Genomic DNA, 23,356 nt, shown 5'->3' with positions numbered 1-23,356 from the left:
AATGATTATAACGATGATGGGGCTGGAGAGTGGCTGAGAAGACTCATGGTATCAGGCGGTTGCTTGTCGCGAACCGCTCGGAGATCGCGATCCGCGTATTCCGTGCCGCAACAGAGCTGGGTATTGAAACCGTTGCTGTTTATGCCGAGGAAGACCGCCTCTCCCTGCATCGTTTCAAAGCGGACCAGGCTTTCCGTGTCGGGGCCGGCAAGGGGCCGTTGCAGGCTTATCTGAATATCGACGACATCATCTCAACCGCCCTTGAGGCGGGGGTGGATGCGATTCACCCCGGCTATGGCTTCCTTTCCGAAAGCCCGGAATTTGCCGAAGCCTGCGCGAAGGCGGGTATCATCTTCATTGGCCCCTCGCCGGAAACCATGCGCCAGCTGGGCTCCAAGGTCGCGGCGCGTGAACTGGCCATATCGGTTGGTGTGCCGGTGATGCCGGCGACAGATCCGCTGCCGGATGATCCCGATGAGGTGCGCCGTCTGGCCGCTGAAATCGGCTATCCGGTCATGCTCAAGGCGAGCTGGGGCGGCGGTGGGCGCGGCATGCGCCCCATCACCGCCGAGAGCCAGCTTCTGGATGCCGTGGCCACCGCCCGGCGCGAGGCGGCCGCCGCCTTCGGCAAGGACGAGGTATATCTGGAAAAGCTGGTGCAGCGCGCCCGCCATGTGGAAGTGCAGGTGCTGGGGGATACCCACGGCAATCTGGTGCATCTCTATGAGCGGGACTGCACCATCCAGCGCCGTCACCAGAAGGTGGTGGAGCGCGCGCCCGCACCCTATCTGGATGATGCCGCCCGTGAGGGGCTGGCGGAAGCGGCCCTGCGCATCGCGCGCGCATCCAATTATGTGGGAGCCGGTACGGTCGAGTTCCTGATGGATGCCGACACGGGCAAGTTCTATTTCATCGAGGTCAATCCGCGCATTCAGGTGGAGCACACCGTCACGGAAGTGGTGACCGGGCTCGATATCGTGAAGGCGCAGATCCGCATTGCGGAAGGCGGGCATGTTGGCGTGCTGGCGGAAACCGGCATTCCCCCGCAGGCCGACATCACGCTCGATGGCCATGCCCTGCAATGCCGCATCACCACCGAAGATCCCGAGCGCGGTTTTGCGCCGGACTATGGCCGCATCACCGCCTATCGCGGCGCGGCGGGCTTCGGCATTCGCGTGGATGGCGGCACGGCATATTCGGGTGCGGTGGTCACGCCCTTCTATGATGCCATGCTGGAGAAGGTGACAGCCTGGGCGCCGACCCCGGATGAAGCCATTGCACGCATGGATCGCGCATTGCGCGAATATCGCATTCGCGGCGTCACCACCAATCTGCCTTTCCTTGAGGCGGTGCTGAACCACCCCGTGTTCCATGCGATGACCTATACAACGCGGTTCATCGATGACACGCCGGAGCTGTTCAACCTGCCCAGGCGCAAGGACCGGGCAACCAAGCTGCTGACCTCCATCGCGCAGGTCACCGTCAATGGCCATCCGGACATGAAGGGCCGCATTGCGGTGCCGACCCCGTTGCACATGCCGGTCGCGCCGCATTTCAGTGCCGCGCCCGCCGATGGCACCAAGCAGCTTCTGGACCAGCTTGGCCCGAAGGGCTTTGCCCGCTGGGTGCGTGCGCAGAAGCAGGTGCTCATCACCGATACCACCTTGCGCGATGCCCACCAGTCATTGCTGGCGACGCGGATGCGCACGAAGGATCTGGTGCCGGCGGCGGCCTCCTATGCCGCCGGTCTGCCGCAGCTTCTTTCCCTGGAATGCTGGGGCGGGGCCACTTTCGATGTGGCCATGCGCTTCCTGAATGAAGACCCGTGGGAGCGCCTCGCCGCCTTCCGCCAGAGCGCGCCCAACCTTCTGCTGCAAATGCTGCTGCGGGGCGCGAATGGCGTGGGCTACACCAATTACCCGGACAATGTGGTGCGCTTCTTCATCGCCCGCGCCGCGGAGGCGGGGATCGACCTGTTCCGCGTGTTCGATTGCCTGAACTGGGTGGAGAATACCCGGGTGGCGATTGATGCGGTGCTTGAGGCCGGCAAGATCGCGGAAGGCGCGATCTGCTATACGGGTGATGTGCTGGACCCGAACCGGGCGAAATATTCGCTCAATTATTATGCCGGTCTTGCGCGGGAGTTCGAGGCCGCCGGCTGCCAGATGCTCGCCATCAAGGACATGGCCGGCCTGCTGCGTCCCCCGGCCGCCCGTGCGCTGGTGCAGGCGCTGCGTGATGTGACGGACCTGCCCATCCATCTGCACATGCACGACACGTCCGGCATTGGCGGGGCGACACTCATCGCCGCCATCGAGGCCGGGGTGGATGCGATTGACGCGGCCACCGACGCCATGTCCGGCGCCACCTCCCAGCCCTGTCTCGGCTCCATCGTCGAGGCCCTGCGCCATACGGAGCGCGACAGTGGACTGGATGCGGAGGCCATCCGCCAGATCAGCTTCTACTGGGAAGGCGTGCGCGCCCTCTATGCGCCATTCGAGAGCGATCTGCGTTCGGGCGCATCGGAGGTGTATCTGCACGAAATGCCGGGCGGGCAGTTCACCAATCTCAAGGAGCAGGCCCGCTCGCTGGGGCTGGATACGCGCTGGCATGAGGTGGCCCGCGCCTACCGGCAGGCCAATGACATGTTCGGCGACATCATCAAGGTCACGCCCTCCTCCAAGGTGGTGGGCGACATGGCGCTGATGATGGTTGCCCAGAACCTGACCCCGGACGATGTGCTGGACCAGGACCGCGACATCGCCTTCCCCGCCTCGGTGGTGGAGATGCTGCGCGGGGATCTGGGCCAGCCGGCCGGTGGCTGGCCGCAGGCCCTGCAGAAGAAGGCCCTGAAGGGGGAAACCCCGAGCACCGCGCGCCCCGGCGCTTTGCTGGGCGAGGCGGATCTTGCCGCCGCCCGCAAGCAGGCGGAGCAGGATGCCGGACGGGAGGTGAGCGATAATGAGTTCGCCTCATGGCTGATGTATCCCAAGGTGTTCGCCACCTTTGCCCGCGCGGTGGAGGAGGGCGGCCCGGTGACCACCCTGCCCACCCCCACCTTCTTCAATGGCATGCAGCCGGGTGAGGAAGTCGTGGTGGAGCTGGAGCCCGGCAAGGCGCTTGTCGTGCGTCTTCAGGCCATCAGCGCGCCGGATGGCGAGGGCTATGTGAAGCTGTTCTTCGAGCTGAACGGCCAGCCGCGTGTCATCCGCATCGCTGACAAGACCCGCATCGTGAAGGGGGGGCGCCGCAAGGCCGAGGATGGCAACCCGGACCATATCGCCGCCCCCATGGCGGGTGCGATTTCCTCCATCGCGGTACGGGTGGGGCAGAAGGTTTCTTCCGGCGATGCCCTTCTGACCATGGAAGCCATGAAGATGGAAACCACACTGAACGCCCCGCGTGGTGGTGTGGTGAAGGAGATCGTGGCCAAGGTGCGCGACAATGTCGATGCCAAGGATCTGTTGATCATCCTTGAGTGATGGCGCGGCCCGGAGCAGCCCCGCAGATGCGGGCGTGCTCCGGGCGCCCGTGTCGAAACAGGGTTAATTGTTCTTCATTTGTTCCATGCTTTATGCTATGCATGAAGCATGAGCCCGATTGCTTCTCATATCCCCACCCCCTCCCTCCATCAGCCCGCGGGCCTGATGCCGGCGGATCTGTGTGCGGATGGCATGACGGATGCGGTGGTGGAGGCCGGACGGCGGCGCGGAAGAGGGGCCGTTTCCAATGCCACCGGGCGTTTTGAGTCTGCCGCGCGCATTGCCTTTGATGATGGCTGGCAGAGCCTTGAGGATCTGCCGCCTTTCCGCACCGAAGTGACAGCCGAGCGTGCCCGCACGGTCATCACCCGCAATGACTCGCCCGATATCGGGTTCGACCGCTCCATCAATCCCTATCGCGGCTGTGAGCATGGCTGTGTCTATTGCTATGCGCGGCCCACCCACGCCTATCACGGCCTTTCCGCCGGTCTGGATTTCGAGACCCGCCTGTTCGTCAAGCCGGATGCACCGGACCTGCTGCGCCGGGAACTTTCCCACCCGCGCTACAAGCCCAGGGTGATCGCCCTCGGCACCAGCACGGATCCCTATCAGCCGATCGAGCGGCAATATGAGGTGACACGGCGGCTTCTGGAGGTTCTGGCCGAGTTTGGCCATCCGGTGGGGATTGTCACCAAATCCGGTCTGGTGGCGCGGGATATCGATATTCTGGCCCCCATGGCGGAACGGGGGCTGGTGAAGGTGGCCATATCCATGACCACGCTGGATCCGAAGCTGTCCCGGCTGATGGAGCCGCGCGCGGCGAGCCCGCTGCGCCGCCTGTCCACCATCCGCGCCCTGAGCGAGGCGGGCATTCCTGTCACGGTGCTGACCGCGCCACTCATTCCGGCCCTGAACGACATGGAGATCGAGCGTATTCTGGATGCGGCCAAGGCGGCCGGCGCCAGTCAGGCCGGCTATGTCACGCTGCGCCTGCCGCTGGAGGTGGCAGACCTGTTCCGCGAATGGCTGGTGACCCATTTCCCGGACAAGGCCCGCCATGTGCTGGCGCTGGTGCGGCAGATGCATGGGGGCAAGGACTATGACCCCACTTTCGGTAAGCGCATGCGCGGGGACGGCCCCTATGCCTGGACCATCGGCCGGCGGTTCGAGCTGGCGGCCCGCCGCCTGGGCCTGCACGGGCGCGGCGTGAAACTGACAACCGAGCATTTCCACCGTGCGCCGGTGGTTGGCGAGCAGCTTTCGCTGTTCGACTGAGATCAGAAAGGCGCCGGGCCGGCAGGGTCCGCACCGATATCCGGCAGCGTGCCATGTGCATCATCCGGCCCGGTGGCGCAGAACTGCTCCAGCAGCCATGTCGCGCCCGGGCCGGGTGGCGTATCGCGCCGCCAGATGCCGAAGAAGCGGTAGGCGCCGGCGGGCTGGTCGGGCATGTGCAGGCGGCACAATGTGCCATCCACCAGATCCGGCTGCACCAGTGGCAGGGGCATGTTGCCCCAGCCTATGCCTTCGCGCAGCAAGGCGTGTTTCGCACCCAGATCCGCCAGCCGCCAGGTGCGCGGGCTGAGAACGGAAAAGTCCCGCCCGGCGGTGAAGCGGGAGCGATCCGTCAGCACCAGCTGCACATGGTTGCGTCCTGCGCCCGCGGGGATCTGCGCCATGCGGCTCAAGGGATGGTCCGGCGCGGCGACAGGCGCCATCACCACGGAACCCGCCGCCACCCGCTCCAGCTCCCCTATGCCAATCGCCAGATGCCCGGAGATGCCGATAGCGGCTTTTCCATCCAGCACCATGGCGGCCACCGCACCCAGCGCCTCCACATGCAGGCGCAGCGAGACCGTGGGGCAGGCCAGCGCGAAACCGCGCAGCACCCGTGCCAGCCGTTCCGCCGGCAGCATCACGTCCACGGCCAGATCAACCTCCGCCTCCATGCCATCCAGAAGACCCTTCACCCGCGCGCGCAGGCCATCCATGCCCTGTGTCACCGTGCGGGCTTCCGCCAGCACGGCCCGGCCGGCGGCGGTGAGGCGGGGCTTGCGGGTGCCTTCCCGCTCGAACAGGGACAGGCCGAGCTGAAGTTCCAGATTCGAGATGCCATAGCTGATGACGGAAACCGCCCGGTTCAGGCGCCGGGCCGCGCCGGCAAAGCTGCCAGCCTCCACAACCGCCAGGAAAATGCGAAGCTGCTCGAAACTGGGCGTGCCGGGCGCATCCATCTTTTCAACTTTCCTGAACGAAATGAATGAATTTATCCCGCTTCTCTTGAAGGCATACAAGCCCCATCTTCCTCTCAAGACAGGCGCCCGGTGGCGCCGGACATATCGGGAGACGGGAGATGATTGAACTGCGCCCCTTTTCCAGCCTGGGTCACGCCAATCACGGCTGGCTGGATGCAAGACACCATTTCAGCTTCGCGAACTATCACGACCCGGCGCGCATGCACTGGGGCAATCTGCGGGTGTGGAATGATGACTGGATCGCCCCCAAGACCGGCTTTCCGCCGCACCCCCACCGCGACATGGAAATCATCACCTATGTCCGCGAAGGCGCGATCAGCCATGAGGACAGCCTGGGCAACAAGGGCCGCACCGTGGCTGGAGATGTGCAGGTGATGTCTGCCGGCACCGGCATCGTGCATGCCGAATATAACCGGGAGGAGATGCCCACCCGCCTGTTCCAGATCTGGATCATCCCCACCCGCAATGGTGAGGAGCCGGCCTGGGGCACCAAGCCCTTCCCGAAGGGTGAGCGGGGTGGGCGGTTCGTGCCTCTGGCCTCCGGTTTCCGGGAAGACAGCGAGGCCCTGCCCATCCGCACCGATGCGCGCGTGCTGGGCGCAACCCTGAAGGCCGGTGAATCGGTTGAATATACGCTCGGGGCGAACCGCTTCGGCTATCTCGTCCCCGCCACCGGAGAGATCGAGGTGGATGGCGTGCGCGCCCATGCCCGCGATGGCATCGCCATCAGCGCGGTGGAGTGCTTCCGCGTCACGGCCCTTGCCGACAGCGAGCTCGTTCTGGTGGATGCCGCCTGAGGGGAAGGGACAGGGGTCAAGCAGAGGCCGGATCCGGCCTCCATCCGCATTGTCTCTCCGGGCCTGAGGATGGGGCTAGTTCGTGCCGGTGAGGCTGTCCTGCAGGGCTTTCGCCTGAGCGGCACAATCCTGCCTGGGGGCATGGCCGGCGGCGCGAGCCGCAGCCAGCTCGGCACGGGCAGCTTCCATGTCCTGCATGAAATCCGCCCGGCCATGCAGGCGCGCCAGTGTCGCGTGGCTCATCACCCGCGCCTGCTGGATGTCGCTGTACCAGTGGACATTGCAGATCATCCGGCTCTCGCCATAACTCGCGCCGCGCGCCATCAGGGCATTGGCCCGCTCGGGCGCAAGCTCCGAGAGCAGCAGCGCCAGCGTCCATCCGCGCGCCGCATGGGCGGAGGGATAGGAGCCATTGCTGCGCAATGAGTCCTCCTTGTGGGGCGTGCAGCTGGTCTCGCCCCGCGCCACAAACGGGCGGGTGAAGGCATAATGCGTCTTGGCCGCACGGGTGGAGCGGGAGGTATCCCGCATGGCCCGCATCAGCAGCATATGCAGCCGGGGGGTCTGCTGTGCATCGATCTGTACGCCAAGCGCGCAGGAAAATGCCGTGATGGCCCCGCCCTCGCGCAGGTCGGCATCCTGCTGGGCAAGTTCCCAGCGCGGGGTATGCCGCAGGCGGGCGGCGCGGCGGTGCATCTCGTCATTCTCCGCGAAGGCCGGGGTGTCGGGCCGGGGCGGCGGGGGCAGCAGGCTCAGGCTGTCCGGCAGCTCATGCTTCTTCAGATAGCCCTCAGGCTTGGCCGTCTCCGTCTCCTCTGCCCCGGAGCGGGCCGGGATGAAAGCTGCAAGGCCGATGGCGAGAAGCGCCGCGCTCATGCGCCGGCTGAGCGGGTGGGAGGTGCGAGGCATTTTTTCGGCTTCTTCCATGCAAGACGGGGCGATCATCACCATATGGCCGGCTCAGGAGAGTGTATCCGGCTTGCAGCGGGCATGGAAAGTGGCAACATGGATCACGGCCTGCACAGGCGGGCATGGACGTTGAACCACTCCTCTTCTAGAAGTCTGTCGTCGTGCGTGGAAAATCACGCGGGAACGACAGGGCATGCATCACCAAATTGCGTGCCGGAGCAGTATCATCGAGGTGGAGGCCCCTTCAGGTGCAGCAGGAACATGAAACCGGGACTGGCATGAAATCGCTGCGGGTATTGGCCTTCCTCATCCTGGGCGCATTGATGACCTCCATCATCATCGCGCTTCAGCGGGCCTCGGGCGCCTATGTGGCGGAATTTGCCGCAACGCGGACCAGCGAGGCCGGCCATGTGGTGAGCGGCCTGATGATGGCGGAGTATTTCGCCAGGGGAATGCCGGCGCCGCTGGCCTTCGTTTCCGATTATGCGCTGCATTTCCCCGCGGTTGTCCTCGGGGTCTGGCCGCCGCTCTTCTATGTGCTGGAAGGGCTCTGGGTCTCGGCTCTGGGGCCGTCCACTTCCGCGATCCTGCTTCTGCCGGCGGTGCTGGCCGCCTTCCTCATGGTCAGTGCAGGCTGGGCCACGGGCCGGGTTCTGGGGCCGCTGCCCGGTGGCGCGGTGAGCGTGACGCTGCTGGCGCTGGCGCTGATGCGCGAGGCCACCATCGTGGTGGGGCTTGATCTGCCGATGGCGCTGTTCGCCCTGTGGGCGGCGCTGGCCTTTTCCCGTTTTCTGGCCAGTGATGGCGCGCGCGGGGCCGTGCCTTTCGCGCTGCTGGCCAGCGCGGCCATTCTCACCAAGGGCACGGCGGTGCTGCTGCTTCTGCTGCCGCTGGTCGCGGTGGTGCTGTGCGGCCGCTTCCATCTGCTGCTGCGGGCCCGTCTGTGGCTGGCCTATCTTATCATCCTCATTCTGGCCGGGCCGTGGACCATCGGCACCTTCCCGATGGTGCTGGCGGCCCTGCCGGCGCCCTTCGGCTCCTCCTTCATCGTCCATGCCGCGCAGGCCTATGGCCAGGGTCTGGTGGCCGGCACCAGCATCATCCTGCTGGTGCTTGCGCTGGCCGGCATCGTCTTTGCCGCCCTTGAAGGGGCGCGGCGCAAGCCGGGGGCGGAGATCATGGTGAGCGTGGCCGCGCTCGCCATTGCCGGGGCCATTGTGCTGTGCCTCATTCCGCTGGAGATCGAGCCGGTCTCGCTGCTGCCGCTGCTTGCGCCCGTGGTGATGCTGGCGGCCTATGGCCTGATGCGGCTTGCAGGTCTCGTGGTTTCGGGCTGGCCCACCATTATCGGCCTGCTCGTGGCTCTGGTGCTGCTGCTGGTGGGCATGCCCGCCATTCTGGAGCCGGTGAACAAGCCCGGCAACGCCATGGATGAGGCGGCGGAGGCCATGCTGGCGGCTCGCAGCGGCTCATTCTCGGTGCTGGTGGTTTCCGATACGCGCGGCGAGGCGGCGCTGGTGGCCGCCATGGCGCAGCAGGATCAGATGATTCGCTCCTTCGTCCTGCCCGGCAGCACGGTTCTGGCCATTGCCGGACGCGGGCCGGCGGAAGGCGCGGTGCTGTATCCCGATGCGCCTGACCTGATGGCCGGCCTGACGCAGATCGGCCCTGCCTTCATCGTCACGGACCTGCCATCCGATGCCCGCGAGGGCACGGTGCAGGGGGTGATGGCCCGCGCCCTGAAAGACTTTCCGCAGAATTTCGAGCTGCTCGGGCGCTATCCGCGCGGGGATGGCCGGGGTGAGGCGCATCTCTATGCCCTGAAGGGGCAGGACAGCGCGGCGCAGGCCCCCTCCACCGCACCGGCGGGCTCCCCGGAGCCATCTGCGGCGACGGCATCTCCTGAAGGGGCTCCATCCCGGGAGGGGCAGTCTGAAGAGGGGGCGTCTGGGGAGGTGACACCGGAAGCATCCGCCCCTGAAGAGCCTGCCGCCCGGATGCCTTCTCCCGAAGCGCCCGTGCAAGAGCCGTCCGGGGCCGCTGCCCCGGGCAGCCGGCCCTGAGCGCGGTTTCATCCTGCCATGCGTCAACTCAACCATTATGCCGTTTCCGAATGGCTGACAGGCGTGCCTCTGGCCCACCGCCTCAGGCGCGCCCGCAATGTGGTGGTGGACCGGATCTATCGTGACCGGAAGGCGCCGGGGCAGGAGGAACTGGTGCAGCGCCTGCGCCAGCACCGTGAGGGACTGGCCTTCACGGTGGCCTTCAACATGCCGGAGGCCATCTCGCTGCTGATCGCGGCGATGGGCCGCTTCACGCCCGACATGCCGCTGGTGGTGTGCGACAATTCCAGTGATCCGGAAGCAAGGGTGCGCAATGCCGCCATCTGTGCGGCGCATCAGGGCCCGCCCTTCATTGCCTATTGCGACCTGCCTCCTGTACCCTTCAAGGGCGGGCGCAACGGTTCGCGCTCCCATGCCGTGGCGCTGAACTGGATTTTCCATAATCTCGTCCGCCCGGTGGCCCCGCGCGTCTTTGCCCTGCTCGACCATGATCTGGTGCCGCTGGAGCGGGTGGACCTGCGCGCTCTTGTGGCCGATCGTCCCTGCTATGGCATGGTGCGCTCGGAGGGTGATGCCTGGTATCTGTGGCCCGGCTATTGCGTGTTCAATTTCGAGAAGGTAGGCCATCTGCCGCTGGATTTCGGAACCGACACGCCGCTGGGGCTCGATACCGGCGGGCAGAACTGGAGCGTGCTGTATCGCCATCTGGACCGGGCGGCATGCAGCGCGCTGATCCGCCCCATGCGGGTGCCGGATCCGCTCCATGGCCTCAGCGACCATTATCTGATGGTGGACAGCTGGCTCCATGCGGGCGGGGCCGGGCATGGGGGGGAGCTGGCTTTTGCGGCCGTGCGCCGGGCCTATGAGAACGATCCCGAAGGGCTGCTCGCAAATCTGGTGGATGCGCGCTGACGCATGGCTCGCCTGCGTCTGGTGCATGGATCGGTGTGGCTTTGGCTCCACACAACAGGCGGCGCGTGCGGCGTGAGGGGTGGACCGTGGCGCCGGCCTGCCCGCCACCATTGCCGCCCTTCGATAAGGGGCCTATGAAGGCTTGCAGGCCCGTGCGTCACCGCCGGCTGCTGATCCCCCGTCATGCCCCATCCATCCAGGAAGTCTTGCGATGTCTATCGACAGCGCCACCTCAAGAGCAGGCGTGGCCTTCTCGCTCGTGGCATCCGGGCTGTTCGCGCTGCTGTATTATTATGCCGCCCAGCTCGCGCCTCTTGGCTCGGACAAGATCTATGGCTGGCGAATCCTGCTCACCGTGCCTTTCATGGCCGGCTTCATCTTCCTTTCGGGGCGGCGGGCGGATCTGGCGGCGCTGTGGCGCAAGATCCTGCGCAATCCGCGCCTTTGGCCCGGCCTTCTCCTGTCCTCGGCGCTGCTGGGCGTGCAGCTCTGGCTGTTCATGTGGGCGCCGGTGAATGGCTATGCGCTGGATGTCTCGCTGGGCTATTTCCTGCTGCCCCTCACACTGGTGCTGACCGGGCGGATCGTGTTCGGCGAGCGGATCTCGCGCATTCAGCTCATCGCCTGCGCCATTGCGGCGGTGGGGGTCATCAATGAACTGATCTTCGCGCCGCGCATCTCGTGGCCCACCTTCGTGGTGGCCTTCCTCTACCCGGTCTATTATGTGCTGCGCCGCAAGATGGGGACAGATACCCTCGGCGGGGCATGGCTGGACATGGCGCTGAGCCTGCCGCTGAGCATATGGTTCATCCTCGGCCCCCTGCCGGAAGCGGCGCGGGAGTGGGAGGTTCTCACCATCGGCATTCTGGTGGTCGGGCTTGGCCTGCTGAGTGCCGTGGCGCTGGCGCTGATGATTGCGGCGAGCCAGAAGCTCAAGCTCGGCATTTTCGGCCTGCTCAGCTATGTGGAGCCCGCTCTTCTGGTCGTGGTGGCGCTGGTTCTGGGCGAGCGCATCGCCCCCAGCCAGTGGCTCACCTATGGCAGCATCTGGGCCGCCATCGCGCTGATGGCGGGGGAGTCGATCCTCAGGATGCGTCGGGGGTCCGCGCTGCCAAAATCCGCCCCGCCCGAACGGCAGGGATGATGGACCGGCCGGGATGTTCCAGCATCCTCCCGGCCACCTTCAGCACATCTATGCGCGCGGCCGGCAGAGCATGGGGCCATAAATGCCCACGAAGCCGGCAAAGCCCGCGCACCATGTCGCTGCGGCAATCCACATCAGCTCCAGCGCCCATTGCGGAGACAGCGCCATCGCCACCCGCGCCACCAGGGCCACGGTGACCAGCACATAGACCATCCGTGTGCCGGGGGAGGCGCTCAGGGGCTGGCCGCTGTGGCCCAGAGTGGCGCGGGTCATCATCGCCAGTGTCATCAGGCCGATGCTGCCGATGGACCAGACATGCAGGCTGGCTGTCGGTGGCAGAATATCGGGCCACAGCACGCCTGCGCCCATCGCCAGAAAGCCGAGCCCGGTGAACAGGAAGGCGACATGCAGCACCAGCACCAGCGGGTCCGCTCCCGTGCGCCAGCCGCGCCAGCGGGCAAGGCGCAGCAGGCAGCCGGCTCCCCCGGCCAGCAGCATCACGCCGCTCCACCGGGCTTCCGGCGCGCCGATCCAGAAGAGCAGGGCGATGGCTGCCAGAATGAGCAGGGCGGCATCCAGCCTGTTGAAGGCGGTTGGGCGTTCTTCTCCACGCCTGGCCAGCCAGTTTCCGGTGAAGCTGGGCACCACACGCCCGCCAATGAGCAGAATGAGAAAGACGGTGATGGCCATGGCCGCGCGGGTGGAATATTCCGCCATCCCGTGCACATGCGCCTCCAGATGGAAGGACAGGTTGGCCAGGGCCAGCAGCGCCACCAGCGCGATGACCTTGAGGTTGCGCCAGTTGCGCCCGGCCAGAACCTCACGTGCCACGACGGCGCAGAACACCACCAGAAAGGCGACATCCACCCCCATCGCCGCAAGCCAGCCGATCTGTCCGGAGCACAGCACCGCCGCGCGCCCGGCCAGCCACAGCAGGGCCAGCCCCGCCAGCGCCGGACCGGTCACGGGCAGGCGGCCGGTCCAGTTGGGAATGGCGGTCAGCAGAAAGCCGGCGACCACGGCCGCCCCGAAGCCGAACAGCATTTCATGCCCATGCCAGACCAGCGGCGTGAAGGCGGTCGGCAGATCCAGCCTGCCCTCATAGAGCGCTGGCCAGATGGCGATGGCCACCAGTGCAAACAGCCCGCCCCCCAGAAAGAAGGGCCGGAAACCGCCGCGGAGCAGCGCCATGCCAGTATGGTTTCTTTGGGCCTGTGCGGTTCCCATGGTCCTATCCTTCAGGCGCGCCGAAGCGGCCCCGGTCAAAACAGAAACAATCCGTGCGCACCGGCTGTCGCGCCCAGAATGGTGATGGCGGCCAGTGTCAGCAGGATCAGGTGCAGATGGGCGGCCCGACGGAGCGAGGCCTCGGGCGCGGCGCGGGCCGCGGCTTCAAGGCGGTGTTTCAGCAAGGGCTCCACCACGAACACCGCCATCATGAACATCACCCACAAAATGAGCATGGCGCTCATCCACCAGAAGGCCGGGTCATGAAACCGGGCCCACAGGTCCAGCCGCCATGTCATCCAGAACCCGGTGAGGCCGGCCAGGGGAATGGAAAAGCGCACCTGCGCCGCGAAGCGGTGCTCCACCGCCTCGAAGAATTCCGGCCCCGCAAGGCCCGCCCGCCGTCGCGCCAGCGGCAGGATGATGAGGGTGACAAAGGAAACCCCGCCAATCCAGTGCACGATGGAGAGCACATGCAGCGCGCGCGCGAGGGTCACATCATCCATGGTCTGTTCCTGCTCAGGGTCATGATGCGGGCCGGATGAGCCCTGCCGGGATCATATCCGCAAAGGCGGGCAGAAGGCATGTTCCCCCTTGTCTCACCCGCCCAGTGCCGACATGTGCCGGGAGAGGGCCGGGCCGCCATTGCGGGTGATCACGAAATCATGGCCCTTCGGCTTGGCGCGGATGGCGGTGCGAATGGCCGCATGCAGAAGCTCATCCGAAGGCGAGGCGCGCAGCGGGGTTTTCAGGTCGTGCGCCTCTTCCTGCCCCAGGCAGCTGTGCAGAATGCCGGTGGCGCTCACCCGCACGCGGTTGCAGCTTTCGCAGAAATTATGGGTCATGGGCGTGATGAAGCCGATCCGTCCGCCGGTTTCCTCCACCCTTGCATATCGCGCCGGGCCGCCGGTCTGCTCCGGCGTATCCAGAAGGGTGAGGCGGGTTTCGATCTGCGCGCGGAGCCGGTCCAGCGGCAGATACTGGTCGATGCGGTCGACACCCACATCCCCCAGTGGCATGGTCTCGATGAAGGTCAGGTCCATGCCTCTGGAGTGGGTGAAATCGATCAGGTCGAAGACCTCCCTGTCTGTCGTGCCGGCGAGGGCGACGGCATTGATCTTCACCTTCAGCCCGGCATCCAGCGCGGCGCGGATGCCATCCATCACCACCGCCAGCGTGCCGCGCCGGGTGAGGGCGCGGAAGCGGTCCGCATCCAGTGTGTCGAGCGAGACATTCACCCGTCTCACCCCGTGGCGCGCCAGCTCTTCGGCATGGCGGGCGAGCTGGGTGCCATTGGTGGTGAGGGTGAGTTCGCGCAGCTGGCCGCTGGCCAGATGCCGGGAGAGGCCGGCAAACAGGTCCATGATCCCCTTGCGCACCAGCGGCTCGCCCCCGGTCAGGCGCAGCTTGCGCACGCCCAGAGCGACAAAGGCGGATGCCAGCCGGTCCAGCTCCTCGATGGAGAGCACCTGATCGCGCGGCAGGAAACTCATGTCATCCGACATGCAATAGACACAGCGCAGGTCACACCGGTCTGTCACCGAGAGCCGCACATAGGTGATACGGCGGCCGAACAGATCCATCATGGCGCATGAGGAAGGGGCGGCAGCGCTCATGTCATCTCTCCTCGGCATGTTCTGGCGGGGCACTCTGGGCATGGCGCTCGCCTTCCCGATGCTCATGGGGACACAGATGGGATATGGCGGAGACGTCTGCCATATCCAGTTCCAGGAAGGCCGCGATGGCATGCAGGCGCGCGGCGGTCATCGGTTCGCTGGGGGCTGAGAGCAGGGCATCGAGAGGGGGGAGGGCGGCCAGATCCTCGGCGGAGGAAATGGTGGTGCCGAGATTGCGCAAAAGCCCGTCGCCAATGCCATAGATCCAGCCATGAACGGTGATATCCGTCCCGCGTGACCATGCTGTCTTCAGCACCGGCGTGGCGGCCAGCCGGCGCATCTGCAATTCCACATTCAGCTCGCACAGACGGTCCAGCCGCGCTTCGGGGGCGGCGTGGCGGTCGATCTCCGCGCGGTGGCGCACATACAGGTCCACGATGGGGGCGAGCCAATGGTCCACCAGCCCCCCGCCGCCACTGGCATCATCCGCATCCTCCATGGCCCGGCGCACGCCGCCGCAGCCATAATGGCCGCACACCATGATGTGCCGCACACCGATGACGTCGACCGCATATTCCAGCACGGACAGCATGTTCAGATCACTGGAATGGATGACATTGGCGATGTTGCGATGCACGAACAGCTCGCCGGGGTCCAGCCCCACCACGTCATTGGCGGGCACGCGGCTGTCGGAGCAGCCCACCCACAGATAGGTGGGGGCCTGCTGCACGGCCAGACGGCTGAAGAAGGTGGGGTCTTCCTCCGTCTTGTGCCGCGCCCATTTCAGGTTCCGATCGAACAGTTCATGCAGGACGAGATCGCTCGGGTCCCGGCTGGCCTGTCCCATGTCCGCTCTCCCCTTTCAGGCTCAGCCCGGTTCGTGGCCATGATGGTGGTGGTGATGATGGTGGCCGCCGCTCCCCCCGCTGCCGCAGCCGCACCCGCCATGGCCACCGGAACAGCCGCCCTGGTCGAGCCGCTCCTCCTCATCCACGCCGGAGGCGATGAGGGCGGCATCCTCGGCATCACGCGCCATGGACCATTCCAGCATGGTGCGCAGGCAGGTGGCGGCAGGGTCCGTGCTGCGCTCGATGGCTGTCATCAGGGCCAGCCACGCCTCGTCATCCGCACCATCGCTGAAGCGGGCACAGGCGCCGGCGGCATATTCACCCACATTTTCATCCATCACGCCCGCGGCCTGTTCCACCCGCGCGGCCAGGGTCACATCCCCAAGGGCAAACAGCAGGTCGTTCGCGATGCGCTCATCCTGCAACTGGCGCAGCAATGTGCCGAGCAGCATGGGGGCCTCCTATTGCACGAGCGGGCTTGATGCCCCGTCCAGATCGATGCCGGAGATCTCCGCCTGCCCGGCGAGCAGGGAGAGATACTGGCGTACGGCGATATGCCAGGCATGCTCTTCCAGCCGGCTGGCAATTTCGGCCTCCACCGCCTCGAACGGCAGCGCGCGCCCCTCGATGCGATGGGCCACGCGCACAAGATGCACGCCATAGCGTGTTTCCACGGGCTGTGGGTGCACCGTGCCGGGGGTGATGCCGCAGAGGGCAGCCTCGAATTCCGGCACCGTCTGGCCCGGGCCGATCTGGCCAAGGCTGCCGCCCAGCTCCCGCGAGGGACAGACGGAGTGGCTCCGGGCGAGGTCTTCAAAAACCGCGCCGTTCTCAAGCCGGGTCAGCAGGGCCTGCGCCAGTTCACGCGCGGCCTGCCGGGCGCTTTCATCCTCCTGCGGGGCCGGCAGGAGGATGTGGGAGACCTCATGGAGGTCATCGGTGCGGAAGAGGCGCGCATTGCGCTCATAGTAGCGCAGGCAGGTGTCGCGGTCTGCGGTGGGCACCTTCACCTCATGCTCCAGCAGGGTGCGGATGAGGGCTTCCTCATCCGTTTCCCTCAGGCCGTCGGCATCGGTCTGCGGCTCGGCCTCAAGGCCCAGAAAGGCCGCCTGCCTGAGCAGCAGCTCGCGCACCACCAGCGCGCGGGCGGCGGACTCCCAGGCCGCTGTCGGGTTTGGCGCGGCATGGTTCTGGATCTCCCGCGCAATATCCGCGCGGGAGATGGCCACGCCATTCACCGAAACCGGCCCCATCTTGCGCGCCCTGGGCGAGGCTTCGACCTTGCGGACGATTTCCACCATGGCCGTCACTCCGCCGGAGGATTGAAGGAGCGGATATTGCGCGCCACGGGCTTGGCCACCGGGCCGGGCTTGCGCGCCCGCACCACCTGATAGCCCCTGCGGCCCAGATACCAGACCGGCGCGCTCCACACATGCACGAGGCGGGTGAAGGGGAAGACCAGCAGGATGGAGAGCCCCAGCAGGATATGGACCTTGAACAGCGGGTTCACATCCAGAATGTAGGAGGCCGCCTCGGGATGCAGGGTGATGATGCCCTGTGCCCAGAACATGAACTTCTCCATCTCATGCCCGTCCATATGCTGGAGCGAGATGAAGATGGTGGAGAGGCCCAGGGTGAGCTGCACCCACAGGATGAGCAGGATGGCCGTGTCGCCGAAGCTGGAATTGGCGCGGATGCGCGGATCGAACAGGCGCCGGTGCGCCAGCATCGAGATGCCGATGAAGCAGATGACGCCGGCAATGCCGCCGATCGTCACCGCCATGGCCTGCTTGGTGCTGGGTTCGATGTCGAGCATCTCGAACACCCAGATGGGGGTCAGCAGGCCACCGGCATGGCCGATGAAGATGACCAGTATGCCGATATGGAACATGTTGGAGCCCCAGCGCAGCTGCCGGCGGCGCAAAAGCTGCGAGGAGCCTGTTTTCCAGGTATATTGCTCGCGGTCGAACCGCATCAGCGAGCCGAGAAAGAACACCGTGAGGGCAAGGTAGGGATACCAGCCGAACAGGGCGTCATTGATGGCCTCATAGGCTGTGAGGCCGGACATGGTGAAACCGGACATGGCCTTGTCTCCCTCAGGTGGCGGATTGGCGCACGTCGCGGCGCGCGGCGCGCAGCTGGGTGCGGAAACGGTCGACGGAGCAGCCATCCATGGCATCGCCGGGGCCGAAGGTGACCACCGTTTCCTCCCATTCCTTGTCCAGCGCCTCGAAATCGGGCGCGGGGGCCTGCACGGTGCCGGCATTCACCAGCGGGACGCTGGCCGTTTCACCGGCCAGCCTCCGCAGCACCGTGAAAATGGCTGCATAATCAGAATGATGCTCCACAAGGCGCTGCTCGATCTGCTCCAGAATGTGGGAGACATCCTTCAGCAGGTCGTGTGCCTCATCCCATGGGCGGGTGGAGAGGAACTCCAGAAACAGGGGCAGATAATCGGGCAGCTCATTGGATGCCACGAAAAGCCCGCCCTTCTCATAGAGCCCGGCCAGATCCACCATCGCCTGTCCGCGATCGCGGCTTTCCCCGTGCACATGCTCGAACAGGTGCAGGGAGAGGCGGCGGGTGCGGTCGAACAGGGCCACATAGGTTTCCTGCACGGCATAGAGATCATCCTGCCCGAGCCGTTCCAGCAACGGGGAGAGGCTGGCGCGCATGGCGTCATCCAGCGCCCTGTCCCGTGTCAGGATTCCGGCCAGTTCGGGCATGGCTTCCACCAGCTCCCCGCGCGGATAGGTGAGGAGCTGCGACAGCACGCGCAGGGTGAGGCCATGCCCTGAAGTCCGGGTTGCGTTGCCCATCATTCCACCTCCATCGGTGTGCGCACCTTCAGATTGGGTCGGGAAGGACTGCCGAACAGGTTGAGTTCGGTCTCTCCACCCGAGCAGCCATTGCCGAAGGAGAAGCCGCAGGAGCCGCGCATGTCGAAGGCATCATCGCCCCATTCGCGATGCGCGGTGGGGATGACGAAGCGATCCTCGTAATTGGCGATCGCCATCATCTGGTACATGTCATCAATGTCATGGCCGGTGAGGCCGACACGGGAGGCAATACTCTCGTCAATGCGTCCGTCCACGGTCTTGGCGCGCATATAGGCACGCATGGCCAGCATGCGCTCCAGCGCCAGGGCCACCGGCTCCTCATTGCCGGCCGTGAGAAGATTGGCGAGATACTTCATGGGGATACGCAGGGAGCGCACATCCGGCATGCCGTCATCCAGCCCCATCTTTCCGGCTTCCGCGGCGGACTGGATGGGCGAGAGCGGCGGCACATACCACACCATGGGCAGGGTGCGGTATTCAGGATGGAGCGGGAAGGCGACCTTCCAGTCCATCGCCATTTTCCAGATGGGCGAGATGCGCGCCGCTTCCAGCCACGCTTCCGGCACGCCATCGGCGCGCGCCTGCGCGATCACGGCCGGATCGTTCGGATCGAGGAACAGGTCGAGCTGGGCCTGGTAGAGGTCCTTCTCGTCCGGCACGCTGGCGGCTTCCTCGATGCGGTCGGCATCATACAGCAGCACGCCAAGATAACGGATGCGCCCCACGCAGGTTTCCGAACAGACGGTGGGCTGGCCGGCCTCGATGCGCGGATAGCAGAAGATGCACTTCTCCGACTTCCCCGAAGACCAGTTGTAATAGATCTTCTTGTACGGGCAGCCGGAAACGCACATGCGCCAGCCCCGGCACTTCTCCTGATCGATCAGGACGATGCCGTCTTCCTCGCGCTTGTAGATGGCGCCGGAAGGGCAGGAGGCCGCGCAGGCCGGGTTGAGGCAATGCTCGCACAGGCGCGGCAGATACATCATGAAGGTGTTTTCGAACTGGCCATAGATATCGGCCTGCACACCCTCGAAATTGATGTCCTTCCGGCGCTTGTCGAACTCGCCGCCGAGGATTTCCTCCCAGTTCGGCCCCCATTCGATCTTCTCGATCCGCTCGCCCGAAACGAGGGAGCGCGGGCGGGCGGTGGGGAAAGCCTGCGATTCCTTCGCATTGTGCAGATGCTCGTAATCGAAGGTGAAGGGCTCATAATAGTCGTCGATTTCCGGCAGGTCCGGATTGGCGAATATATTGGCAAGAATCCGCCACTTCGCGCCGATCTTCGGCTCGATCTTCCCGTTCCTCTTGCGGCGCCAGCCGCCATTCCACTTCTTCTGGTTTTCCCACTCGCGCGGGTAGCCAATGCCGGGCTTCGTCTCCACATTGTTGAACCATGCGTATTCCACGCCTTGCCGGCTGGTCCACACATTCTTGCAGGTAACGGAGCAGGTGTGACACCCGATGCACTTGTCGAGGTTCAGCACCATTGCGATCTGGGCGCGGATCTTCATTCGGCCAACTCCCGTGCAGGGGCTGCGGAAAGGGGCTCTTCCAGCCAGTCCACCTTGTTCATCTTGCGGAGAATGATGTATTCATCGCGGTTTGCGCCCACGGTTCCGTAGTAGTTGAAGCCGTAGGCAAGTTGTGCATAGCCCCCGATCATGTGGGTGGGCTTGAGCACCGTGCGGGTCACCGAGTTATGGATGCCGCCGCGGTTCCCGGTCATTTCGGAGCCGGGGGTGTTAATGATCTTCTCCTGGGCGTGATACATCATCATCATGCCGTTCATCACGCGCTGGGAGACGACCGCGCGGGCTGTCAGCGCGCCATTGGAGTTGAACACCTCCACCCAGTCATTATCGACGATGCCGGCCTTCCTGGCGTCATCCTCGGAGATCCACACCACCGGGCCGCCACGGTTGAGCGTCAGCATCAGGAGATTGTCGGTATAGGTCGAGTGGATGCCCCATTTCTGGTGCGGAGTCAGGAAGTTGAGGGCAATCTCGGTATTGCCGTTGGGCTTCTTGCCGCGCACGCCGGCAATGGTCTTCAGGTCCACCGGTGGCTTCCAGGTGACGAAAGCCTCGCCGAAGGCGCGCATCCACAAATGGTCCTGATAGAGCTGCTGGCGGCCGGTGAGCGTGCGCCAGGGGATCAGCTCATGCACATTGGTGTAGCCGGCATTGTAGCAGACCTTCTCGCTCTCGATGCCGGACCATGTGGGCGAGGAGATGATCTTGCGCGGCTGGGCCTGCACATCGCGGAAGCGGATCTTCTCATCCTCTTTCGGCAGCGCCAGATGGGCATGGTCGCGCCCGGTGAACTTCTCCAGCGCCTCCCACGCCTTCACCGCCACCTCGCCATTGGTTTCGGGCGCGAGCATGAGAATGACCTCGGCCGCGTCGATGTCGGTCTCGATCTTCGGCTGGCCTTTGGCCGGGCCGGAACGGTGCACCCCGTTCAGCTCGCGCAGCGCATCCACTTCATGGCCGGTTTTCCAGCCAATGCCCTTGCCGCCATTGCCCACATTCTCCATCAGCGGGCCAAGCGCGGTGAAGCGGGCGTGAAGGGCGGGATAATCGCGCGTCACCACGCTCACCTGCGGCATGGTCTTGCCGGGGATGGGGTCGATATCGCCGCTCTTCCAGTCCTGCACATCGAAGGGCTGGGCGAGTTCGCCGGCGCTGTCATGCTGGATGGGGGTGAGGACCGTGTCCTCCTCCACGCCCAGCACTTCCGGCGCGATCTGCGAGAAGACACGGGCAAGGCCTTTGTAGATCTCCCAGTCCGAACGCGATTCCCATGCCGGGTCCACCGCCGCGGAGAGCGGATGGATGAAGGGGTGCATGTCTGAAGTATTCAGATCGTTCTTCTCATACCATGTGGCGGTGGGAAGAATGATGTCCGAATAGACGCAGGTGGTGGACATGCGGAAGTCCAGTGTCACCAGCAGGTCCAGCTTGCCCTGCGGCGCCTTCTCGTGCCACTTCACCTCGCTGTTGCGCACAGCGCCTTCCGCGCCAAGATCCTTGCCCATCACGCCGTTCTGCGTGCCCAGCAGGTGCTTGAGGAAATATTCGTGGCCCTTGCCGGAAGACCCCAGCAGGTTGGAGCGCCACACAAACAGGTTGCGCGGCCAGTTGTCCGGGTCATCCGGGTCTTCGCAGGACAGGTTCAGCTCGCCGCTCTTCAGCGCGGAGGCCACATAGTCCTTCACCTCCAGCCCGGCGGCCTTTGCCCTGGCGGAAATGGTGAGCGGGTTCTGCTTGAGCTGCGGGGCGGACGGCAGCCAGCCCATGCGCTCGGCGCGGACATTGTAGTCGATGAAGCTGTGGTTCCACTCGCCCTTCGGCGCGGTGGGAGACAGCAGCTCGTTCGCCGTCAGTGTCTCATAGCGCCACTGGTCGGTGTGGGCGTACCAGAAGGAGGTCGCATTCTGATGCCGCGGCGGGCGGCTCCAGTCGAGGCCGAAGGCCAGAGGTGTCCAGCCGGTCTGCGGGCGCAGCTTCTCCTGCCCCACATAGTGCGACCACCCCCCGCCCGACTGGCCGACACAGCCGCAGAACACCAGAAGGTTGATCACCCCCCGGTAGTTCATGTCCATATTGTACCAGTGGTTCATGCCCGCGCCGATGATGATCATCGAGCGGCCATTGGTCTTTTCCGCATTGGTGGCGAATTCGCGTGCAACCGTGATGATGGCGTCGCGCTTCACGCCGGTGATGCGCTCGGCCCAGGCCGGGGTGAAGGGCAGGTCCTCATCATAGGAGCGCGCGACATTGCCGCCGCCAAAGCCGCGATCGAGGCCGTAATTGGCCATCATCAGGTCATAGACGGTGGCGACGCGGATCACCTCGCCATTCGCCCCCTGAATGAGGCGCACCGGCACATTGCGGCACAGCACCTCATCATGGGCGGTGGCCACGAAATGCTCGGTGGCGCGCTGGCCGAAATAGGGGAAGGCGACAGAGGCCATCTCGTCGCCCTTGCCATCCAGCGTCAGGCGCAGGCGGATGGCGCGGCCGGAGCCGTCCTTCTCCTCAAGGTTCCACTTGGCCTGCTCGCCCCAGCGATGGCCGATGGAGCCGATGGGCGCGACGAGATCACCGCTCTCGTCGAACGCCACCGTCTTCCATTCGGGATTGTTGGTTTCGCCCAGCGCGCCGGGCAGGTCGCTGGCGCGCAGCATCCGCTCGGGCAGCCATGCGCCATCGCGCTCCTCCAGGCGCACCAGATAGGGCATGTCCGAATAGCGGCGCAGATAATCATCGAAATAGGGGACGGTGCGGTCCAGATGATATTCGCGCAGCATCACATGGCCGAGCGCGAGTGCCAGCGCGGCATCCGTGCCCTGCTTGGGGTTCAGCCAGATATCGGCGAACTTGGTGGCCTCGGCATAATCCGGGCTCACCACGGCGCTCTTGGTGCCCTTGTAGCGCACCTCGGTGTAGAAATGGGCGTCCGGCGTGCGGGTCTGGGGCACGTTGGAGCCCCACACCATCAGGAAGCCGGCATTGTACCAGTCCGCGCTTTCCGGCACGTCGGTCTGCTCCCCCCATGTCTGGGGCGAGGCGGGGGGCAGGTCGCAATACCAGTCATAGAAGGACAGGCACACCCCGCCGAGCAGCGAGAGATAGCGCGCGCCGGAAGCATAGGAGACCATCGACATGGCCGGAATGGGCGAGAAGCCGGCGATGCGGTCCGGCCCATGGTTGCGGATGGTGTAGGCATTGGCCGCGGCGATGAGTTCATTCACCTCGTCCCAGTCCGCCCGCACCAGCCCGCCATGGCCGCGGATGGAGGTGTAGGAGGCGCGCTTGCCTGCATCCTCCACGATGGAGGCCCAGGCCGCCACCGGGGTGAGATGCCGGCGCGCCTCGCGCCACAGCTTCAGCAGCCGCCCGCGCACCATGGGATATTTCACCCGCGCGCCGGAATAGAGATACCAGCTGTAGGATGCGCCACGGGCGCAGCCGCGCGGCTCATGGTTGGGCAGATCCGGCCGTGTGCGGGGATAGTCCGTCTGCTGGGTTTCCCAGGTGACGATGCCGCCCTTCACATAGATCTTCCAGGAACATGAGCCGGTGCAGTTCACCCCATGGGTGGAGCGCACGATCTTGTCGTGCTGCCAGCGCTTTCTGTAGGCATCCTCCCATGAGCGGTCCTCATGGGTGACAATGCCGTGCCCGTTCGAGAAGGTTTCCGTTTCCCGCCGGAAAAAGGTGAGCCTGTCAAGGAAATGGGACATGAGATCATGGCCTCC

General features: G+C 65.3%; 17 protein-coding genes and 1 pseudogene. 6 read left to right on the top strand and 12 right to left on the bottom strand.

Going from position 1 to position 23,356, the window contains the following annotated elements; translation table 11 throughout:
• Positions 1–29: 29 nt before the first annotated feature.
• Entirely contained in the window at positions 30–3,482 is a 3,453-nt protein-coding gene (gene pyc, locus ACT6QG_RS03930; RefSeq protein ID WP_444976302.1) for a pyruvate carboxylase, read from the top strand.
• A gap of 108 nt (positions 3,483–3,590) precedes the next feature.
• Entirely contained in the window at positions 3,591–4,757 is a 1,167-nt protein-coding gene (locus ACT6QG_RS03925; protein ID WP_444976301.1) for a PA0069 family radical SAM protein, read from the top strand.
• A gap of 2 nt (positions 4,758–4,759) precedes the next feature.
• On the opposite strand, the gene ACT6QG_RS03920 is transcribed toward ACT6QG_RS03925, so the two are convergent.
• The gene (locus ACT6QG_RS03920; RefSeq protein ID WP_444976300.1) at positions 4,760–5,716 is read right to left on the bottom strand and encodes a LysR family transcriptional regulator; all 957 of its coding nucleotides are present in this window, start codon (positions 5,714–5,716) and stop codon (positions 4,760–4,762) included.
• A 119-nt stretch (positions 5,717–5,835) separates the two neighbouring features.
• Here ACT6QG_RS03920 and ACT6QG_RS03915 point away from each other — a divergent pair, with 119 nt between their 5' ends.
• Positions 5,836–6,534, top strand: coding sequence for a pirin family protein (locus ACT6QG_RS03915; RefSeq protein ID WP_444976299.1), 699 nt, complete (start codon positions 5,836–5,838; stop codon positions 6,532–6,534).
• A 75-nt stretch (positions 6,535–6,609) separates the two neighbouring features.
• Here ACT6QG_RS03915 and ACT6QG_RS03910 read toward each other — a convergent pair whose 3' ends face one another.
• The gene (locus ACT6QG_RS03910) at positions 6,610–7,443 is read right to left on the bottom strand and encodes an acid phosphatase (RefSeq protein ID WP_444976298.1); all 834 of its coding nucleotides are present in this window, start codon (positions 7,441–7,443) and stop codon (positions 6,610–6,612) included.
• Positions 7,444–7,721: 278 nt separating this feature from the next.
• On the opposite strand from ACT6QG_RS03910, the gene ACT6QG_RS03905 reads away from it, so the two are divergent.
• The 3 genes from ACT6QG_RS03905 to rarD all read left to right on the top strand — a co-directional run bounded on the left by ACT6QG_RS03905 (position 7,722) and on the right by rarD (position 11,562).
• Positions 7,722–9,506, top strand: a complete 1,785-nt coding sequence (locus ACT6QG_RS03905; protein WP_444976297.1) for an ArnT family glycosyltransferase — start codon at positions 7,722–7,724, stop codon at positions 9,504–9,506.
• A gap of 18 nt (positions 9,507–9,524) precedes the next feature.
• Positions 9,525–10,418 carry a hypothetical protein gene (locus ACT6QG_RS03900; protein WP_444976296.1) on the top strand — a complete coding sequence of 298 codons (894 nt, stop codon included), beginning with the start codon at positions 9,525–9,527 and terminating at the stop codon, positions 10,416–10,418.
• Positions 10,419–10,629: 211 nt separating this feature from the next.
• A complete protein-coding gene (gene rarD / locus ACT6QG_RS03895) occupies positions 10,630–11,562 on the top strand; it encodes an EamA family transporter RarD (RefSeq protein ID WP_444976295.1) in 933 nt (310 codons plus the stop codon).
• A 48-nt stretch (positions 11,563–11,610) separates the two neighbouring features.
• Here the strand turns inward: rarD and ACT6QG_RS03890 are convergent, their stop codons facing one another.
• The 10 genes and pseudogenes from ACT6QG_RS03890 to ACT6QG_RS03845 all read right to left on the bottom strand — a co-directional run bounded on the left by ACT6QG_RS03890 (position 11,611) and on the right by ACT6QG_RS03845 (position 23,341).
• A complete protein-coding gene (locus ACT6QG_RS03890) occupies positions 11,611–12,753 on the bottom strand; it encodes an NnrS family protein (protein ID WP_444976294.1) in 1,143 nt (380 codons plus the stop codon).
• A 71-nt stretch (positions 12,754–12,824) separates the two neighbouring features.
• Positions 12,825–13,295 (bottom strand): hypothetical protein, encoded by a 471-nt coding sequence (locus ACT6QG_RS03885; protein ID WP_444976293.1) that lies wholly within the window; start codon positions 13,293–13,295, stop codon positions 12,825–12,827.
• A gap of 93 nt (positions 13,296–13,388) precedes the next feature.
• Complete coding sequence (gene moaA, locus ACT6QG_RS03880) at positions 13,389–14,405, bottom strand: GTP 3',8-cyclase MoaA (protein WP_444976292.1); 1,017 nt, start codon at positions 14,403–14,405, stop codon at positions 13,389–13,391.
• 226 nt (positions 14,406–14,631) lie between these two features.
• Positions 14,632–15,252, bottom strand: a pseudogene (locus ACT6QG_RS03875) (carbonic anhydrase); the annotation flags it as partial.
• A 21-nt stretch (positions 15,253–15,273) separates the two neighbouring features.
• On the bottom strand, positions 15,274–15,705 hold the full coding sequence (locus ACT6QG_RS03870) for a hypothetical protein (RefSeq protein ID WP_444976291.1): 432 nt from the start codon (positions 15,703–15,705) through the stop codon (positions 15,274–15,276).
• A 9-nt stretch (positions 15,706–15,714) separates the two neighbouring features.
• Positions 15,715–16,554, bottom strand: coding sequence for a peptidylprolyl isomerase (locus ACT6QG_RS03865; RefSeq protein WP_444976290.1), 840 nt, complete (start codon positions 16,552–16,554; stop codon positions 15,715–15,717).
• 5 nt (positions 16,555–16,559) lie between these two features.
• A complete protein-coding gene (gene narI, locus ACT6QG_RS03860) occupies positions 16,560–17,336 on the bottom strand; it encodes a respiratory nitrate reductase subunit gamma (RefSeq protein WP_444976289.1) in 777 nt (258 codons plus the stop codon).
• Positions 17,337–17,349: 13 nt separating this feature from the next.
• Positions 17,350–18,075 carry a nitrate reductase molybdenum cofactor assembly chaperone gene (gene narJ / locus ACT6QG_RS03855; RefSeq protein WP_444976288.1) on the bottom strand — a complete coding sequence of 242 codons (726 nt, stop codon included), beginning with the start codon at positions 18,073–18,075 and terminating at the stop codon, positions 17,350–17,352.
• Positions 18,072–19,604, bottom strand: a complete 1,533-nt coding sequence (gene narH, locus ACT6QG_RS03850) for a nitrate reductase subunit beta (RefSeq protein ID WP_444976287.1) — start codon at positions 19,602–19,604, stop codon at positions 18,072–18,074. The genes narJ and narH overlap by 4 nt, the downstream gene beginning before the upstream one ends.
• The gene (locus ACT6QG_RS03845) at positions 19,601–23,341 is read right to left on the bottom strand and encodes a nitrate reductase subunit alpha (protein ID WP_444976286.1); all 3,741 of its coding nucleotides are present in this window, start codon (positions 23,339–23,341) and stop codon (positions 19,601–19,603) included. The genes narH and ACT6QG_RS03845 overlap by 4 nt, the downstream gene beginning before the upstream one ends.
• Between the last annotated feature and the right edge of the window lie 15 nt (positions 23,342–23,356).

This window comes from Haloleucobacter ellipsoideus, from assembly GCF_052491725.1.
This window is presented reverse-complemented; position numbering and strand designations above follow the sequence as displayed.

Bases quoted from the DNA above. Each gene is read 5' to 3' on its own strand.
- ACT6QG_RS03870 (WP_444976291.1), bottom strand. From the start codon at position 15,705: ATGCTGCTCGGCACATTGCTGCGCCAGTTGCAGGATGAGCGCATCGCG.
- ACT6QG_RS03925 (WP_444976301.1), top strand. From the start codon at position 3,591: ATGAGCCCGATTGCTTCTCATATCCCCACCCCCTCCCTCCATCAGCCC.
- ACT6QG_RS03890 (WP_444976294.1), bottom strand. From the start codon at position 12,753: ATGGCGCTGCTCCGCGGCGGTTTCCGGCCCTTCTTTCTGGGGGGCGGG.
- ACT6QG_RS03920 (WP_444976300.1), bottom strand. From the start codon at position 5,716: ATGGATGCGCCCGGCACGCCCAGTTTCGAGCAGCTTCGCATTTTCCTG.
- moaA (WP_444976292.1), bottom strand. From the start codon at position 14,405: ATGAGCGCTGCCGCCCCTTCCTCATGCGCCATGATGGATCTGTTCGGC.
- rarD (WP_444976295.1), top strand. From the start codon at position 10,630: ATGTCTATCGACAGCGCCACCTCAAGAGCAGGCGTGGCCTTCTCGCTC.
- ACT6QG_RS03915 (WP_444976299.1), top strand. From the start codon at position 5,836: ATGATTGAACTGCGCCCCTTTTCCAGCCTGGGTCACGCCAATCACGGC.
- ACT6QG_RS03905 (WP_444976297.1), top strand. From the start codon at position 7,722: ATGAAATCGCTGCGGGTATTGGCCTTCCTCATCCTGGGCGCATTGATG.
- narI (WP_444976289.1), bottom strand. From the start codon at position 17,336: ATGTCCGGTTTCACCATGTCCGGCCTCACAGCCTATGAGGCCATCAAT.
- ACT6QG_RS03900 (WP_444976296.1), top strand. From the start codon at position 9,525: ATGCGTCAACTCAACCATTATGCCGTTTCCGAATGGCTGACAGGCGTG.
- ACT6QG_RS03845 (WP_444976286.1), bottom strand. From the start codon at position 23,341: ATGTCCCATTTCCTTGACAGGCTCACCTTTTTCCGGCGGGAAACGGAA.
- ACT6QG_RS03885 (WP_444976293.1), bottom strand. From the start codon at position 13,295: ATGGATGATGTGACCCTCGCGCGCGCGCTGCATGTGCTCTCCATCGTG.
- narH (WP_444976287.1), bottom strand. From the start codon at position 19,604: ATGAAGATCCGCGCCCAGATCGCAATGGTGCTGAACCTCGACAAGTGC.
- narJ (WP_444976288.1), bottom strand. From the start codon at position 18,075: ATGATGGGCAACGCAACCCGGACTTCAGGGCATGGCCTCACCCTGCGC.
- ACT6QG_RS03910 (WP_444976298.1), bottom strand. From the start codon at position 7,443: ATGCCTCGCACCTCCCACCCGCTCAGCCGGCGCATGAGCGCGGCGCTT.
- ACT6QG_RS03865 (WP_444976290.1), bottom strand. From the start codon at position 16,554: ATGGTGGAAATCGTCCGCAAGGTCGAAGCCTCGCCCAGGGCGCGCAAG.